This window comes from Mesorhizobium sp. W050, from assembly GCF_054719535.1.
Genome location: NZ_JBTTIH010000001.1, coordinates 2240168 through 2255923, shown reverse-complemented (window position 1 = coordinate 2255923; position 15756 = coordinate 2240168). Strand labels below are relative to the sequence as shown.

15 protein-coding genes and 1 tRNA gene are annotated in these 15756 nt (G+C 60.2%); 6 read left to right on the top strand and 10 right to left on the bottom strand.

The annotated features are described in order from the left end of the window. The first annotated feature begins 115 nt into the window (after positions 1–115). Positions 116–388, top strand: a complete 273-nt coding sequence (locus ACYG9Y_RS10915) for a hypothetical protein (protein ID WP_023749317.1) — start codon at positions 116–118, stop codon at positions 386–388. 86 nt (positions 389–474) lie between these two features. Here the strand turns inward: ACYG9Y_RS10915 and ACYG9Y_RS10910 are convergent, their stop codons facing one another. The 5 genes from ACYG9Y_RS10910 to ACYG9Y_RS10890 all read right to left on the bottom strand — a co-directional run bounded on the left by ACYG9Y_RS10910 (position 475) and on the right by ACYG9Y_RS10890 (position 4064). Further along, positions 475–1395 (bottom strand): DNA adenine methylase, encoded by a 921-nt coding sequence (locus ACYG9Y_RS10910; protein WP_023738840.1) that lies wholly within the window; start codon positions 1393–1395, stop codon positions 475–477. Next, positions 1392–1799, bottom strand: a complete 408-nt coding sequence (locus tag ACYG9Y_RS10905; RefSeq protein WP_023738841.1) for a hypothetical protein — start codon at positions 1797–1799, stop codon at positions 1392–1394. Before ACYG9Y_RS10905 ends, ACYG9Y_RS10910 begins: the two co-directional genes overlap by 4 nt. After that, positions 1796–2728: a ParB N-terminal domain-containing protein gene (locus ACYG9Y_RS10900; protein WP_460223120.1), complete on the bottom strand. Its 933-nt coding sequence runs from the start codon at positions 2726–2728 to the stop codon at positions 1796–1798. The genes ACYG9Y_RS10905 and ACYG9Y_RS10900 overlap by 4 nt, the downstream gene beginning before the upstream one ends. 449 nt (positions 2729–3177) lie before the next feature. Next, positions 3178–3252, bottom strand: a tRNA-Val gene (locus ACYG9Y_RS10895). Between the two features lie 128 nt (positions 3253–3380). After that, the gene (locus ACYG9Y_RS10890; RefSeq protein ID WP_023738844.1) at positions 3381–4064 is read right to left on the bottom strand and encodes a phosphoglycolate phosphatase; all 684 of its coding nucleotides are present in this window, start codon (positions 4062–4064) and stop codon (positions 3381–3383) included. Between the two features lie 155 nt (positions 4065–4219). Here ACYG9Y_RS10890 and rpiA point away from each other — a divergent pair, with 155 nt between their 5' ends. From rpiA to gor, 3 genes are all read left to right on the top strand, one after another. Beyond that, positions 4220–4951 (top strand): ribose-5-phosphate isomerase RpiA, encoded by a 732-nt coding sequence (rpiA, locus tag ACYG9Y_RS10885; protein WP_023738845.1) that lies wholly within the window; start codon positions 4220–4222, stop codon positions 4949–4951. After that, the gene (locus ACYG9Y_RS10880) at positions 4938–5555 is read left to right on the top strand and encodes a DUF2059 domain-containing protein (protein ID WP_023668979.1); all 618 of its coding nucleotides are present in this window, start codon (positions 4938–4940) and stop codon (positions 5553–5555) included. The genes rpiA and ACYG9Y_RS10880 overlap by 14 nt, the downstream gene beginning before the upstream one ends. A gap of 124 nt (positions 5556–5679) precedes the next feature. Then, positions 5680–7071: a glutathione-disulfide reductase gene (gene gor, locus ACYG9Y_RS10875; RefSeq protein ID WP_023738846.1), complete on the top strand. Its 1392-nt coding sequence runs from the start codon at positions 5680–5682 to the stop codon at positions 7069–7071. 74 nt (positions 7072–7145) lie between these two features. Here gor and mgtE read toward each other — a convergent pair whose 3' ends face one another. Both mgtE and ACYG9Y_RS10865 read right to left on the bottom strand, forming a co-directional pair. Then, positions 7146–8513: a magnesium transporter gene (gene mgtE, locus ACYG9Y_RS10870; RefSeq protein ID WP_023738847.1), complete on the bottom strand. Its 1368-nt coding sequence runs from the start codon at positions 8511–8513 to the stop codon at positions 7146–7148. 290 nt (positions 8514–8803) lie between these two features. After that, positions 8804–10690, bottom strand: a complete 1887-nt coding sequence (locus ACYG9Y_RS10865) for an ABC transporter ATP-binding protein/permease (RefSeq protein WP_023738848.1) — start codon at positions 10688–10690, stop codon at positions 8804–8806. Between the two features lie 602 nt (positions 10691–11292). Between ACYG9Y_RS10865 and ACYG9Y_RS10860 the strand changes: the two genes are divergently transcribed. Next, the gene (locus ACYG9Y_RS10860; protein WP_023682515.1) at positions 11293–11727 is read left to right on the top strand and encodes a hypothetical protein; all 435 of its coding nucleotides are present in this window, start codon (positions 11293–11295) and stop codon (positions 11725–11727) included. Positions 11728–11852: 125 nt separating this feature from the next. Here ACYG9Y_RS10860 and ACYG9Y_RS10855 read toward each other — a convergent pair whose 3' ends face one another. After that, the gene (locus ACYG9Y_RS10855) at positions 11853–12533 is read right to left on the bottom strand and encodes a DsbA family oxidoreductase (RefSeq protein ID WP_023738849.1); all 681 of its coding nucleotides are present in this window, start codon (positions 12531–12533) and stop codon (positions 11853–11855) included. 49 nt (positions 12534–12582) lie between these two features. After that, positions 12583–14403, bottom strand: a complete 1821-nt coding sequence (locus ACYG9Y_RS10850) for an extracellular solute-binding protein (protein WP_023738850.1) — start codon at positions 14401–14403, stop codon at positions 12583–12585. A 260-nt stretch (positions 14404–14663) separates the two neighbouring features. On the opposite strand from ACYG9Y_RS10850, the gene ACYG9Y_RS10845 reads away from it, so the two are divergent. After that, positions 14664–15287 (top strand): invasion associated locus B family protein, encoded by a 624-nt coding sequence (locus ACYG9Y_RS10845; protein ID WP_023668972.1) that lies wholly within the window; start codon positions 14664–14666, stop codon positions 15285–15287. Between the two features lie 81 nt (positions 15288–15368). Here the strand turns inward: ACYG9Y_RS10845 and hspQ are convergent, their stop codons facing one another. After that, the gene (hspQ, locus tag ACYG9Y_RS10840) at positions 15369–15692 is read right to left on the bottom strand and encodes a heat shock protein HspQ (RefSeq protein ID WP_023668971.1); all 324 of its coding nucleotides are present in this window, start codon (positions 15690–15692) and stop codon (positions 15369–15371) included. Positions 15693–15756: the final 64 nt, after the last annotated feature.

Here is a 15756-nt window from a genome sequence, read left to right as displayed (position 1 = left end):
GAGTAGCCGGCTGCGAGCCGGGCCGTGGGGAAAGAAGTCGTTCGCCAAAAAGCCGTGATGCAACGTTTCAAAATAGCGGCGATAATACGGGCCGGTTTCACTTAAGGGGTTTACCATGCGCACGCGTCACGCCGTCATGCTTGCACTTTCCGTACTTTCCATTCCTGCCGTCTCCATGCCGCTGCAGAAAGCCAGCGCGCTGGAGCCTGAAAAATACACGGTCTATTGCGCCAACGACCACATCGAGGTCTCGTTCTGGGATCTCGAGCAGATGAAGGTGCGCAACGGCTCCGATGTCTGCCAGTTCCAGAGCTACACCAGCTACTCAAGCGCGTTGAATTTCGCGCAGAAGAATTTTGGGGGTGAGGGGGCGAGCTGTAGTTGCTAGTCTAACGTCCGCTGCCAACCGATACTCTGCGAAGTGAAGCCGGGCGCTAGACACGAAATCTCCGAAAGACCGTGCGCCCGAATCGATCAACTGGCCAGGTTGAACTCCGCTTGTGGCAGGGGCGCCTGCAGCCCTCCTTCAGCAAGTGAAGCCGGTTTGAGACAGTCAGACATGAACATAACCTCTTTGCCCTGCCTTCCGTTTCGGACCGAATAGCTCAAGTTGTACTCAAGCATCTGGTGGGCATCATACAACTCGCGGATCGCCGGCTCGTTATCGTAAGAGACTACCCAAGGGATTGCGGAATTGAGTTGAACGATCACATCGCGAAGCTTGCCATGATCCTCTTGACGGTAGAAGTCGTAGTAAAGGTCGCGCCCCTTCCGATAGTATGGAGGATCGATATAGATCAGCGGGCGATCATCGCCGGCAATTTCCGTCACATTCCGGATAAGCTCCGCCGCATCCAGATTCATCACCGTGATCTTCGAACGATTTTTCGCGATTCTCATGACCCGAGCGGCGAGTTCTTGACGATTGAAACGGGCATCGAGACCATAGGCGGACCTTTGACTGTGCCCTCCGATCATGCCGGCGTTGAGGACGCCAGAATGGTTCGTTCGGTTGAGGAAGAACGTGGCAAACCCAATTTCGAAGGAGATCCGCCCCTCAGCTTCTTGAAACACTTGTCGCTGGTTTAACCACTCTTCGGTCGTTAGCTCAATGTCGAGAATCTTCTGCTGAAACCGGTCGGGTTCATCCAACAGAGCTCTCCAGAATGCGTAGATCGGGGCGCTCAGGTCGTTGAGTATGATGTGCTCGACGTAGCCATGCAGAAGCAAACATAGCCCCACACCGCCACCGCCTGCGAACGGTTCGACATAGGTTCCGTCTAGGAGCCTATTCTTTCGAACAAGTGCTTTAAAGTACGGGGCGAGCTTGGCCTTTCCCCCTGGATAGCGTAGCGGAGACGCATGGTGAGAGGCGCGGGCGCTCTTCGGCGTCATTTGCAGGCCGCTTTGAAAAACGCCTCCACGCCAGACCAGGCGCCAATAAGATCGTTTTTTGATGGAAACATGGCCGGGTTATGCACGTACTCGTGTAACCGGGCGACGGATATCACGCTATCCTTACCGGTGAGCGAAGCCCTTGCTGCGGTCAACTCCTGTTTCGTCAGAGCCGAACTGAGATGCTGCAGCACGGCCTCCACTTTCTCTCCTAGGCTGAATGTCTTCCCCGCGTTCTTCCCCGACGTGTGTTTCGTTAAGATCGAATGGGAAGAGCAATATATCTCGACGACCGCTTCGACAAAACTTCGCAAAGAAATAGCGCCGGCAATCGTGAATTTGTCGATGTTCAGGTTTCGCAGCTCATAAAAGAGCTGAGCTGCTTTCGTGTTCGATATCGTCAACCCAAAGGTCTTTGGGACAAGTGTCTTTCGGCGCAATGGGCTTGGAAAGGGGGGCGGGGGAGGGGTGGGGGTGAAGGCTGGGCCTTTACTACAGCCTTCACGGACTCGGCCGCCTTGAGCTTCGGTCCAGATGGCATCGCCGATTTGGGAATGCCGTCGACGTAGGTGATCTGCTGTTCCTTGGTTTTGACCGCATCGACCTTGATCGTCTTACTAGCCAGGTCAAGAACAATTTTCTTGATGATCTTGATCTGTTCGCTGGTCGGGTAAGCGAAATAATACTCTCCATCGACGATCTGTATGCCTATTTTCTGGCGGACTGCTGGATTGGAAATGATACGGTCGAGCGTGGTAATCGGGAAATTGCTCGCAATGGCAGCCTGCTCGGCCGGTGTCAGATTTCCCTTCTGACGCACGAATTCCAATAGATCAAGTGTGCGATCTCCGCGAAAACGGGCCGTCTGAACACCATTCCAATCAACTATTCCCCGGCCGCTGTTCTGTCCGGTGTGCCGGAGCTCTATCCAACGTCGGGCAGTGTCTCGGTCGGGCATGACCACGCCAGAGATGGGCTCGACCGTTTTCGTGTCAAAATCGTCCGCAAGGTCGGTCAGCTTAGTTCGAAGCGAGTTTGGAATCTTCATATCTTCCAGCAACGACGGATTGGCGAGAATCTGCAAGGCCGCTGTTCGTCGGTTACCCTCAAGAGCGACATATTCGTTTTTCTTCGAGTCGGGCTTTAGAACCATCATCCGGTCCATGGGGTTTAGCCCAAATTTCGCGATATCGGCGGCAAGCTCCGCTATCTTGGTCCCCTGATCATCGAGAAGTGCCTGACGGATGTTGATTTGACCGTCTTCCGTCGAGATGCGCGGATTTTCGTGATCCAAGCGAAGCTCAGAAATTTTCAGCCCAATAGGTTTCGGCATTAGTCCCCTCCCATACCTGGCGTGGGATTAAGCCTGGGCGTGAAAAAAATTCAAGCTATCCAATGCAGAGTTGTTGCGAAATATTCCCGGCGGTGATCTGGATACTATTCTGGGCGACACTCGCTTACTTGAGGGCAGTATTGTTTTTGGGCCCGGTGCCGTTATCCCGATCTTCGACTCGTGAAATCGGCGTCGCGTTAGGGAGCATCCACGTGAGCTGCCAGACATCGTCGTTCTCTCACCTGCGGAATACGTCAACCCGGTATGGCCCGAGGAACGTGAGTTCGAGTGCGAGTGGCGGTTCTAAATCGGGCAGGATCTCATCAAGATTTGGCATGCCTTCACTGTCCAACAAAAAGCAGATCGCCGGAAATGTCTGAAGGATGCGATTGTTTCTGTACGGTTTCCGTACGCGGAGGAAAATCAACATGCCTAAGTGCTTGAAAAAATGGTGGGCGATGCAGGGATTGAACCTGCGACCCCACCCGTGTGAAGGGTGTGCTCTCCCGCTGAGCTAATCGCCCGCTCGTTGCCCGAAGGCCAAGCGAGCCGCGATATAAGGGAGGCAGGGTTGTGAAGTCAAGGCGATGCGCCGGCCTTCTGTGCCTGAAATAGCCGAGGACAGGCGCTGCCGCGCAATCACCTGTTTCGCTCAGCCGGCCGCCGCTGCAATCAGCCGTTCCGCCAGGTCGAGCGTCAGCGCATCGAAATGCGAAATCACCGCCGATGGCTCGAATTCCCTGACATGGCGGTCGGTGTAGCCGAAATCGACGGCGACCACCGGAATGCCGGCGGCCTTGGCCGTGTCGATGTCGGTCTGCGAATCACCGACCATCAGCGCATGGTGCGGCTCGCCGCCGGCGAGCCGGATGGTTTCGGTGAGATGGCGCGGGTCGGGCTTGCGGAAGGCGAACGTGTCCTGGCCGGCGATCGCGGCGAAATGCTTTGTCAGGCCGAGCGCCTCGATCAGCGCTTTCGAATTCGCCTCATATTTGTTGGTGCAGATGGCGAGCAGATAGCCGGCCTTCTCGAAGCGGGCGATGGCTTCGACGACACCGGGGTAGGGGCGCGACTTGCCGGGGATGTTGAGTGTGTAGTGGTCGAGGAACACCTTCAGCAGCCTGTCGTGCTCCTCCACCGCCAGCGATTTCTGCTGCGCGGTATGCGCGCGCTCGATCATCACCCGTCCGCCCTGGCCGACAAAACGCCGGAAGCCGGCCTCGTCGACAGCGGCAAGCTCGCTGGCGGCAAGGCTGTGATTAAGGCTGTCGAGCAGATCCGGCGCCGTGTCGATCAGCGTCCCGTCGAGGTCGAACACGATGATCGGTTGGGTCATGGCCTATCCTGTGGCTGATGCATTGCAGGCAGGCGATAGCGGCTGCGCTTCTTTCAGGCAAGCCGGTGGGAGCCAAAGTCTTTGACCCTGCGGGCAAAAGTGCTAGGAGCGCGCATCCAGAAAAATCAGAACCAAGCCAAATCCCCGGGGCGAGCATGGATGCGAGGCAGTTGAAGGTCGAGGCCGCGCGGGCAGCCCTTGCCCATGTCAGCGACGGCATGCGGCTCGGCATCGGCACCGGGACCACGGCCGACGAATTCGTGCGGCTGCTGGCCCAAAAGATCGCCACGGGCTTGACCGTCATCGGCGTGCCGACGTCGGAGCGCACTGCAGCCCTTTGCCGCGAACTTGGCGTGCCGCTGTCGACGCTTGAGGAAACGCCCGAGCTCGACCTTACCGTCGACGGCGCCGACGAGATCGACGCGGCGCTGACGCTGATCAAGGGCGGCGGCGGCGCGCTGCTGCGCGAGAAGATCGTCGCGGCGGCGTCTCAGCGCATGATCGTCATTGCCGATCGCTCGAAGATGGTCGACACCCTTGGCCGGTTTCCGTTGCCGATCGAAGTCAACCAATTCGGCCTGCGCGCCACCGAAATCGCGGTCGCGGCAGCGGCCAAAAGTCTCGGCCTTTCCGGCCCGGTTACATTGAGGATGACGGGGGGCCAGCCTTTTGTTACAGACGGCGGCCATTTTATCCTCGATGCATCTTTTGGCCGCATTCCGGATACAAGAGCGCTTTCGAATGCTCTCCATGCCATTCCTGGTGTGGTCGAGCATGGTCTTTTCATCGGGCTGGCGTCAGCGGCCATCATCGCCGGCGGCGACGGCATCCAAGCCGTCCGTGCCGCCCGAAAACCAGGGAGTTCTACCGATCATGATGTTGCATAACCGGGTTCGCAATCTTTGCGCCGTTCTGGCGGCTTCGGCCGTTTTCGCCTTCTCCTCCCCGGCGTTCTCGCAGGAGATCACGGAATCGCATCTGAAGGCGGCACGGGCGGCGGTCACGGCAATCCACGCGACCGACTCGTTCGACAACATCCTGCCGCAAGCGGCGGCCTCGCTCGAGCAGCAGCTTATCCAGAAGAACCCTGATATGCAGGAGCTGATCGGCAAGACCGTCAGCGAAAAGGCACTGGCGCTGGCCTCGCGCCGTGCCGATCTGGAGAAGGAAGCAGCGCTCGCCTATGCCAAGGTGTTCTCCGAGAAGGATCTCACCGACATCGCCGCCTTCTACAATTCCGATGCCGGCAAGAAACTGCTCGACAACGGCCCCAACGTGACGCGCGAACTGGTCAAGGCCGCCGACATCTGGCAGAACGGCCTGGCGCGCGATCTCGCCCAGCAGGTCGGCGAAACGCTGGCAGCCGCCGCGAAGGCCGCTGCTCCGGCCGCGCCTGCGCCGGATAACGCAACTGCCCCCGCCGATGGCGCTGCACCTGCCGACGGCGATGCGCCCGCAGACGGTGACCAGCCGGAAGCGCCGAAGAACTAAGACGTCTGATTTCGCCACCGGCATCCTTGCCGCTGGACCAGAAAGCCCGGTGGAAACCGGGCTTTTCTTTTGGCTTCATGCAGCCTACCTGTCTCAAACATTTCTTGGGGCAAGGAACAGCAGCATGGCCGGCTACGACTACGATCTCTTCGTCATCGGCGGCGGCTCCGGCGGGGTGAGGGCGGCGCGCGTGGCGGCAGCGCTCGGCAAGCGTGTCGGCATCGCCGAGGAATACCGCTATGGCGGCACCTGCGTCATCCGTGGCTGCGTGCCGAAAAAACTCTATGTCTATGCCTCGCAATTTCCCGAGCATTTTGCCGACGCCGCCGGCTATGGCTGGACGGTGCCGGAGGCGAGCTTCGACTGGCCGACGCTGGTCGCCAACAAGGACCGCGAGATTGCCCGTCTGGAAGCGATCTACGAAAAGAACGTGAAAGGCGCCGGCGGCGAGACGTTCCACTCGCGCGCCATGCTGGTCGACCCGCATGTCGTGCATCTCCTGGGCGATGACCGCACCGTCACCGCCGACCAGATCCTGATCGCCACCGGCGGCCGGCCGGCGCCGCACCCGGCGCTGCCCGGTCACGAGCATTGCATCTTTTCCAATGAGGTTTTCGACCTCAAGCAACTGCCGAAGGCGATCATGATCGAGGGCGGCGGCTACATCGCCGTCGAATTCGCCAATATCTTCCATGGCTTGGGCGTCGACACCACGCTGGTCTATCGCGGCAAGGAGATACTGTCGCGCTTCGACATGGACCTGCGGCGCATGCTGCACGAAACCATGGAAAAGAAGGGGATCAAGATCCTCTGCCACGCCGTGTCGGAATGGGTCCGCAAGCGGCCGGACGGCAGGCTGGATGCGTTGGTCACCGGCGGCAAGGTGCTGACAGTCGACCAGGTCATGCTCGCCATCGGCCGCCTCCCCAACACTGAGAATATGGGCCTGGAAGGCGTCGGCATCGAACTCGGCAAAACCGGCGCCATCGTTGTCGACCAGTATTCCCGCACCAACATCGACAACATCTGGGCGATCGGCGACGTCACCAACCGCGTGCAGTTGACGCCTGTGGCGATCCACGAAGCCATGTGCTTCATCGAGACCGCATTCAAGGGCAATCCGACCGCGCCCGACCACGACACCATTCCGACCGCCGTCTTCTCACAGCCGGAGATCGGCACCGTCGGGCTGTCCGAGGACGATGCCGTCAAGCGCTACTCCGACATCGAAATCTACCGCGCCACATTCCGGCCGATGCGGCACACGCTGTCGGGCCGCGACGAAAGGATGCTGACGAAGCTGGTGGTCGATGGCGCCACGCGAAAAGTGCTCGGCGCGCACATCCTCGGGCCGGACGCCGGCGAGATGGCGCAGTTGCTCGGCATTCCGCTGAAGGCCGGCGTCACCAAGGATGATTTCGACCGCACCATGGCCGTCCACCCGACGGCAGCGGAGGAACTGGTCACCATGTACAAGCCCACCTACCGCGTGAAGAACGGCGTGCGGGTCGATTGACGCCCGCGCGCTCGATCTTGAAGAACCCCCCATGGCAGCCGCTGTTGCCACCGCGATGGGAGGCCTGAAGCTTATTACAACAAAGTGCCGCGCAGGATGACCAGCGCCACCGAGAAATAGATCACCAGGCCGGTGACATCGACCAGCGTGGCGACGAACGGCGCCGAGGCGCTCGCCGGATCGAAGCCGATCCGTTTCAGCGCGAACGGCAGCATCGACCCCGACAGCGAGCCGAAGGTGACGATGCCGACAAGGGCTGCCCCCACGGTCGCCGCGATCAGCGGCCAATGCGGCCCATAATCGTAGAAGCCCATATACTGCCAGAGCGCGATGCGGCAGATGCCGACCACGCCAAGCATGGCGCCGAGTACCAGGCCGGTTGGCAATTCGCGTAACGCCACCCGCCACCAGTCACGAAGGCCGATCTCGCGCAGCGCCAGCGCGCGAATGACGAGCGAGGTCGCCTGCGAACCGGAATTGCCGCCCGAGCTCATGATCAGCGGAATGAACAGAGTGAGCACGATCGCCTTCTCCAGTTCGCCTTCATAGCTTTGCATGGCGTTGGCGGTCAGCATCTCCGAGATGAACAGCGCGCACAGCCAGCCGCCGCGCTTCTTGATCATCGCGAGAAAGCTCATCTTCATGTAGGGCTCGTCGAGCGCCTCCATGCCGCCGAAACGATGAGCGTCCTCGGTCGTCTCCTCGATCATGGTGTCGATGATGTCGTCGATGGTGACGATGCCGAGGATCTTGCCGTGGTCGACGACGGGAACCGCGAGCAGGTCATATTTGGAGATCGTCTGCGCCAGTGTCTCGCGATCGGTCAGCGGCGTCACCGTCACCGGGGCGCGATCCGGCGCCACCGACAGGATCGGATCGTCCGGCTCGCCGGTGATCAGCCGGCGCAGGCCGGTCGAGCGCACCAGCACATGCGTGTCTGGATCGACGATGTAGATGGCGTAGACGGTCTCCCGCGTCCGCTCCACCTTGCGGATGTAGTCGAGCGTGCGCCCGACGGTCCAGTCCGACGGCACGCTGACGAATTCGGTCGTCATGATCGAGGCGGCGCTGCCTTCGGGATAGCCGAGAATGGAAAGCAGCGTTGCCCGCAGCGGCGGGACCAACCCGCCGAGCAGCTCGGAGCGCGCCGGTTCGTCCAGTTCGCGCAGGATATCGGCGGCGCGGTCGACCGACATGGCGGTCAGCAGCTTGCACGCCTTGGCGCGCGGCAGCGCCTCGGCCAGATCGGAGGCGCCGTCGAGTTCAGGCTGGTCGAAGATCTCGACCAGCCGCTCGAACGGCATTTCGCAAAGCAGTTCTATCGCGGTATCGCGAGATTCCCGGTTCAGGGCCTCGACGACATCGGCGACGTGATCATTGGCAAGGATACGCGCGATAGCGACGGCATCGTCGCCCGCTACGACGGGGGTAAATTCGTTCATGGCTCACTCCTTGCCGTCCGGCGGGACGTGAGCCGTTAGAGGTCACATCGAGGCGGACGGCGGTTGCGTTCGACTACTGTCGCCAGGCATGGCGCGGTGACCTTTCTGCTCGCGGGTTCGAGTTGGAATTCAGCGAGCGGGCGCAACATAGGAGCGCATCTTGGCGAGTCAATCGCGGGGGTGGCGGAAAACAGCCGGGAGCCGGCCCAATCGCGAGACTGTGATGATTATTGAAGGGGGAGGGAGCGAGTGCCCCGCCGCCAGTGGCGGAACGCGCTTCGGCGTGGCTGCTATTTCTGCTTCAGCCGGCGTGAAAAACGCATCCATTTGTCCTCGACCGGCCGCGGCTGCGTAAGGATGGTGGTGAGCTCGCGCGGAAGGTTCGGAACAAGCGGCCTCTTGGTGGCGACGCCGTCGGCGATCGCGACCACGCTGTGGTAGAATTCCTCGCCCGAGGCCGAGCGTGGGGCCACCGCCTCGTGCATGATGCTGATCACCGTGACATCGGGACAGTTGTCCTTGATGGCCTGGTGGAAGGCGATCTTGCCATCCGGATCGAGCGCGCCGGTCGCTTCGTCGAGGAACAGCAGTCCCGGTTGCTGCAGCACGATGCGGGCCACAACCAGCTTCTGCTTCTGGCCGCCCGACAGCAGCTGGTCCCAGATCTTTCCCTCGCGGCTTTCATCGGCCATGTGTTCGATGAAATCGCCAAGGCCGGCCTTGTGCAGGGCTGCCGCGACCTGCGCATCGCCATAGTCGTCCTCGGAGCCGGGCAGGCACACCAGCTGCTTCAGCGACACCTGCTGCAGCTTGACCTCCTGGGCGGCATAGAAGCTCCTCACACCGTCAGGGAAGACGATGGTGCCGCGGCCATAAGGCCACAAGCCGTTGATCGCCTTGATCAGCGAAGTCTTGCCGCAGCCGGATTCGCCCTTGAGGAATGCCCACTCGCCGCGCCGAAAGCGCAGATTGGCTGCGCTCAGGAACGGCGTGGCGTCTTCACCCTGATGCGCCAGTTCAAGCTTCTGGATGGTCAGGCCGAAGACCGGGTTCTGGCTGGCATAGTGGAAGTCGGAACGGCCGGTCTGGCTGTAGAAGTCCTGCGGCTGTTGGACGTTTTCAATGGCGTGCGCCAATTCAATGACGCGCTGGCTGTTGGCCCGCAAGGTGGCGAGACTCGGCATGACATGGATGAACCAGGAACATTTGCTGATCAGCGCGTTGACCTGCTCGGAACCGGTTATGTAGCCCTTGAGGTCGACGCCGTTGTGGATGAACGGCACCAGACCAGGTCCGTAGGCGACAACTTTGGCCCCGACGAAATTATAGACCGATTCGAATCCCGCATAGAGGGTGTTGACGATGTTGAGCTTCGACCAGGTCGTATCGATATCGACATAGAGCCGTCCATGTATCGTCTTTTGCACGTCTTCGCCTTGCGACGCCGACACATGGAAACTGCGGCGCAACAAAGTGATCAGCTCGCTGCGATAGGTGCCTTCGGCCTTCTGCATCCTGACGTTGAGCCACTCCAGCATTCCGCCGAGTTTGATCGCGATCCAGGTATTGACGGGCACGTAGATGGCAACCGCCAGCAGAGCGAGGACGGCGCTGCCATAGCTGCCGAGGGCATCCAGGCCTTTTACCTCCACGGAATTCGCCAGCAAAGCGCCGCCGACAAAATAAAGTGAGGTGAAGACGCCGAAGACACCTTGGGCAAGCCCGATGGCGCCGCCCGCCATGTCTTTGATGGATTCCTGCACGCGCTGATCAATGTTGTCGGGCGCTGGCGCATCTGGCGAGCCATTCTGGGCGTGGTAGTGCGTATGGTTGGTATCGAGCAGCGCCGCATTGAAACGCGCGTTCAGCCAGGCGCGCCATTTGCGATGCAATGTCGCCGATACAAATTTGCAGGCGCCTATGATTCCCATGTCCTTGAACACGACCAGCAGCACAAGCAGGCCGGCATTGGTAAGCACCGATTCAAGGGGCGTGGTATTCGCAGCGTCGTGGAAAAAAGCGATTGAGGCCGCCAGTTCGCCCGCCAACACGGTAAACCAGACGTCGGCCTTGCTCGACAGGGCTATGATGAGTGCGAGGACGACGGTGAGAGCCCAGGCCTCTCTCCACCGGTCCGAGAACCAGTAGGCCCGCATCAGTCCCCAGAAGGTCCGCATCGACGATACTGGCGTCAGGGGCGACGGCCCGGCGGGGGCGTCGCGGTTCCAAAGTGCCGATATTGAACGTCGCGGTCTGTCGACCCGAATCACAATCCCGCCCAAACCTTTTTTAGTTTTGTTACGGATAGTAACACCAATTGATCATTTTCTATGAATTTTATCCCGGCGAATGTGAGGCAGCCCACCCCCGTTGCCATGAGGCAACAGTTGGTGCTGCGAGACCGCCGTCTTTGGGCCGAATTTGCTCTTGTTTCAATATGTTGCGGGAACGCTCAGATGTGCGAAAATATTTCCTGAGGGAAGGCTCATACACGGCTTTGTGACCAAAAGGCCTGCCCGTCGGCCGGTTTTCCCACCGCGCGCTAACCGGATCGCCCGAAAAATGCCGTCCGTGATCGCCCCAGGCCGCCCGAATCATTTCACCGGCCATCATGGTTGGGCACGCAAGATCGTCCCTCCTGTAAAGCGACTGTTCATGAGGTGGCACGCGCTTTTTAGCTGCAGCTCAACACCGTTTGACAATCAAGCGCACTGGAATGAACCTTGCCGGGCACTGTCGGCACCGATGCATGTCCGGTCCCCAACAAGGAAGCTCCCCAATGCTTGCACGCGCAGCCGTTCCCGCAATGGTGACGCTCTTTGCCTGGCTGCCTCTTGCGCATGCCGTCAGCCAGACCATTCCGGCAAGCGCCGAAGGGCAAATCGAGTTCAATGCTCCGTCCGGCAACATCGGCTGCATCTACACGCCGAAGGGCGGCACCAGCACCTACGAACCACAGGATGGCGGTCCGGAACTGAGCTGTTCGCGCGTCGAGCCCAGCTACGTCACCGTGATCCTTGGGCCGAACGGCCCGGCGACATTGATCAAGAATCCGGGAGAGCAGGGCTGCTGCAGCGATGTCGCGAAGCTGGCCTATGGCAACAGCTGGAGCAAAGGGCCGTTTACCTGCCAGTCGTCAACCAAGGGACTGACCTGCACGGGCAGCAACGGGCATGGCTTCTTCCTCAGCAAAGCCAAGGTGACGGTGAAATAACCCGAGCATGATCCCGAAAAGTGGTTGCCGGTTTTATCGGACAAACGGGAAACCGTTTTGTCCAGAGATCATGCTCAAACAAGGAGATAGAGCCCATCCCGATTTCCATCGGGATGGAACAGGCTCTAGCCGGCCTTTTCCAGTTCGCCCTTGGCCTTTGCGGCCGCGACTTGGCGGATGGCATCAGTCAGCGTGTCGGCGTCCTGCGCGCCCATGACGGCGTATTTGCCTTCGAGCAGGAAGCACGGCACGCCAGTGATCCCCATCCGCGATGCCGTGGCGATTTCTGTGCGCACCTCCTCGACGTCGGCATCGGTCGGCAGGAGCGTTTCGACCACGGCAGCGTCCATGCCGGCCTCGCGGGCGGCATCGATCAGCACGGCGTGGTCGCCAATATTGCCGCCTTTCTCGAAATACAGTTGGAACAGCCGGCGCAAGAGCCGGTTCTGCACGGCTTCACCGGCGGCACCGGCCCAGCGGATGACACGATGCGCGTCCAGCGTGTTGGCGGCGACCTTGATGGCGTCGAAAGCGAAATTGATGCCTTCGGCTTCGCCGAGCGGCTCTATGCGGGCATGCATCTGACGGATGCGCTCGTCGCTGCCGAATTTGGCCAGCATGTATTCGCGCCGGTCCTTGCCCTCGGATGGGATGGTCGGGTCGAGCTGGAACGGCCGCCAGCGCACATGAACCTGGACGTCGCCAGCAGCGGCGATCGCCTTGTCGAGCCGCCTCTGGCCGACGAAGCACCAGGGGCAGACGACGTCGGAGACCACGTCGATGGTAATGGAATTGTCATCGCTCATCTTGATCTCCTGCAGCCGAACGTTTCAGCGAGACCGATCTCGGCCACGCTCAGTTCGGCTTGCGCCACCAGGTCGGCCATTGATAACCGAATATGGGCGTCTTTTTGGGATGGTCCAGATAATTCCAGTAGGCGAGCCATTGCTGCGCGTTGTACTGCATCGGCACCATGTAGTTGCCGGAGATCAGCAATCGGTCGAGCACGCGCACGGCGGCGACATAGTCTTCCTTGGTCCGTGCTCTAAGCATCGCGTCGATCGCCGCGTCGACCGCTGGATCGGCGACGCCGGCCAGATTGAATGAACCTTCTCTTTTGGCCTCTGAAGAACCCCAGCGAAGGTTCTGCTCCATACCGGGAGACAGCGAGTTGCTGAACCCGCTCGACCCGACAAGAACCTCAAAGTCGAAACGCTGCTTGCGCGACTGGATCTGGTCGGCTTCGAGGCTGCGGATGGTCACCGCGATGCCGATCTTTTCCAGCGAGCGCTGATAAATGGCGGCAAAGCGTTCCTCGTCCTGCGAGGCCGTCAGGATCTCGAAACCGAAGGGAGTTCCCTTTGGGTCCAGCAGGACACCATCCCTAACGGCGTAGCCCTGACTCTTCAGCAGGTCGAACGCCACCTTCATCACCTTGCGGTCCTGGCCGGTGCCGTCATTCACCGGCGGGCGCCAGCTGCCGTCCATGACATCGGCCGGCACGCGGCCGGGGTAGGGCGCCAGCAGCGCCTTTTCCCTGTCGCTGGCGGGATGGCCGAGCGCGGAAAGTTCGGAGTTCTGCCAATAGCTCATCGTGCGCGTGTACTTGCCGCCGAACAGGTTCTTGTTGGCCCATTCGAAGTCGTAGAGCATGCCGAGCGCGCGCCGCACCTCCGGATTGGAAAACTTCTCCAGTCGCGTGTTGAACAGGAAGCCGGTCACCACGGGCGGTATGCCGGTGTCGAAGGTCTCGGCGATCACCTCGCCGCGATGGAAGGCGGGAAAATCGATATCGCGCTCGCGCTTGACCGGATCGCCCTCATCGTAAATGGCGCAGATGCCTTTCTTGAACGCTTCAGTCTTGGCGTTGGCGTTGAGGAAGTACTCGATGGTGATCTGGTCGTAATTGTCGAAGCCGCGCTTGGAAGGGATGTCCTTGCCCCAGTAATTCGGATTGCGCTTGAAGACGATGCGCTGTCCCGGCTGCACCTTGTCGATGGTGTAGGGACCGCTGCCGATCACCGGCTTCAGCGTCGTCTTGTCGAAGGTATCCTTGTTGAAGGCGTGCTTTGGGATGATCGGCGTCAGCGCGATGATCAAGGGGGTCTCGCGATTGGCCTTGTCATTGAAGGTGAAGCGCACGCTGTGATCGCCGGTCTTTTCGAGCTTGGCGACCAGGCTCATGCGATCCCTGTAGGGAGGGCGGCCCTTGTCGGTGAAGACATCATAGGTGAACAGCACGTCATCCGGCGTCACCGGCTCACCGTCCGACCACTTCGCATTTGGATTAAGGTGGAATTCGATCGATTTGCGCTCCGGGTCCATATCGGCGCTGTCTGCGAGCAGGCCATAGAGGGTGAAGGCCTCGTCGTAGTTGCGCATCATCAACGGCTCGAAGACGAGATTGCCGAAAATGAGGTCCTGCATGCCGCGCGCCGTGGTGCGCAGGCTCTTCAGGATGAACGGGTTCAGATTGTCGAAGCTCCCGACGACGCAGTAAGTGATGTTGCCGCCCTTCGGCGCATCGGGATTGACGTAGTCGAAATGCTGGTAGTCGGCTGGCAGCGCCGGCTCGCCCTGCATGGCGATGGCATGTTTCGGTTCCGACATCGCCACGCCGGGTGCAAAGGCGAAGAACGAAATTGCGGCGATCAGCCAAACAAGAATGCGGCCCATGACCGTCTCCTTACTGGGCGGCTTGATGATTCGGAGTGCACCCTAACATGGCGCCGCGGCGCTCCGGCCAGATACATCAACCCAAATCGCACGACCCAAATTGCGAGGCCAAGAATTGCAGGCGGCGGGCTGGATTCGGCTGCTCATGCAGTGTAACACGCGCTCCGAAGTCATTCTGTTGCCTCAATTCGGCAACAGGTAGCAGGACCACACGGCGCGAAGAAGCCGGTCCCGGGATCATTTGAGAGGAAATGCACGACATGACGAGCCTGAACAGCAACGCATACCGCCTTTCGGTCCTGGCCGCGGGCGTGGTCGGCTTTCTGGGCGCCGGACTTCCCACCGCTTCGGCACAGCAACAGATTCCGCAGGGTTGGTTCAAGGCCTGCACCAAGCAGGAAGATGTCGACATCTGCAATGTCCAGAACATCATCACTGCCGGCAACGGCCAGTTCGTCACCGGCGTCAGCCTGATCGAGTTGAAGGGCAAGGTAAACCGCAAGGTCTTCCAGGTCACGGTTCCCCCAGGTCGCCTGGTGCCCCCCGGCATCGCCCTGCAGATAGACGCCGGCAAGGCGACGAAGCTGGATTATGTCATTTGCTTCGCCGACCGTTGCGTTGCCGAAGTGCCGCTGACCGACGCGCTCGTCGCGTCCTTCAAGAAGGGACAGGCGATCACGCTGACCTCGATCAACTTCCAAAGTCAGCCAAATCCCATCAAGGTTGCCTTGACCGGCTTCAGCGGCGCCTTTGACGGCGCGCCGCTGCAGCAGTCGGACATCGAGGATCGGCAGAAAAAACTTCAGGATTTCGTCGTCAAGAACAACCAGGACTTCGCCAAGAAGCTCAAGGACGAGCAGGCCAAGGCCAAAGCCGCCAACTAATCGCCGGGACAGATACCGGAGCGACAAAAAGCGGGGTCATGCCCCGCTTTTTTGTTGTCGTCACGTCGATGCAAGGTGATGTCAGTGTCTCGACTGGCGTTTCGGCTCGTAGCGTCCATCCGGCCGCTTGTCGAACATCTCGCCGATCTGCGGATGACGGACCGGCTCACCTGATTGGTCCTCGAGCAGGTTCTGCTCGGAGACATAGGCGATGTATTCGGTTTCCGAATTCTCGGCGAGCAGATGGTAGAACGGCTGGTCCTTGCGCGGCCGCACGTCGGCCGGGATGGCTTCGTACCATTCGTCGGTGTTGGCGAATTGCGGATCGACATCGAAAATGATGCCGCGGAACGGAAACAGCCGATGACGAACCACCTGTCCGATCGAAAATTTGGCCGTTTTCATCATACTCACCACTAAGCCTCTAGAGCGCCCGGCGTCCCCTCGAATGTGCGAAGAGCGCTCTAAG

Coding starts and splice junctions, on each gene's coding strand:
- ACYG9Y_RS10915 (WP_023749317.1), top strand. CDS start 116: ATGCGCACGCGTCACGCCGTCATGCTTGCACTTTCCGTACTTTCCATT.
- hspQ (WP_023668971.1), bottom strand. CDS start 15,692: ATGAAAACGGCCAAATTTTCGATCGGACAGGTGGTTCGTCATCGGCTG.
- ACYG9Y_RS10850 (WP_023738850.1), bottom strand. CDS start 14,403: ATGGGCCGCATTCTTGTTTGGCTGATCGCCGCAATTTCGTTCTTCGCC.
- gor (WP_023738846.1), top strand. CDS start 5,680: ATGGCCGGCTACGACTACGATCTCTTCGTCATCGGCGGCGGCTCCGGC.
- ACYG9Y_RS10855 (WP_023738849.1), bottom strand. CDS start 12,533: ATGAGCGATGACAATTCCATTACCATCGACGTGGTCTCCGACGTCGTC.
- ACYG9Y_RS10845 (WP_023668972.1), top strand. CDS start 14,664: ATGACGAGCCTGAACAGCAACGCATACCGCCTTTCGGTCCTGGCCGCG.
- rpiA (WP_023738845.1), top strand. CDS start 4,220: ATGGATGCGAGGCAGTTGAAGGTCGAGGCCGCGCGGGCAGCCCTTGCC.
- ACYG9Y_RS10860 (WP_023682515.1), top strand. CDS start 11,293: ATGCTTGCACGCGCAGCCGTTCCCGCAATGGTGACGCTCTTTGCCTGG.
- ACYG9Y_RS10910 (WP_023738840.1), bottom strand. CDS start 1,395: ATGACGCCGAAGAGCGCCCGCGCCTCTCACCATGCGTCTCCGCTACGC.
- ACYG9Y_RS10865 (WP_023738848.1), bottom strand. CDS start 10,690: ATGCGGACCTTCTGGGGACTGATGCGGGCCTACTGGTTCTCGGACCGG.
- ACYG9Y_RS10880 (WP_023668979.1), top strand. CDS start 4,938: ATGATGTTGCATAACCGGGTTCGCAATCTTTGCGCCGTTCTGGCGGCT.
- ACYG9Y_RS10890 (WP_023738844.1), bottom strand. CDS start 4,064: ATGACCCAACCGATCATCGTGTTCGACCTCGACGGGACGCTGATCGAC.
- ACYG9Y_RS10900 (WP_460223120.1), bottom strand. CDS start 2,728: ATGCCGAAACCTATTGGGCTGAAAATTTCTGAGCTTCGCTTGGATCAC.
- mgtE (WP_023738847.1), bottom strand. CDS start 8,513: ATGAACGAATTTACCCCCGTCGTAGCGGGCGACGATGCCGTCGCTATC.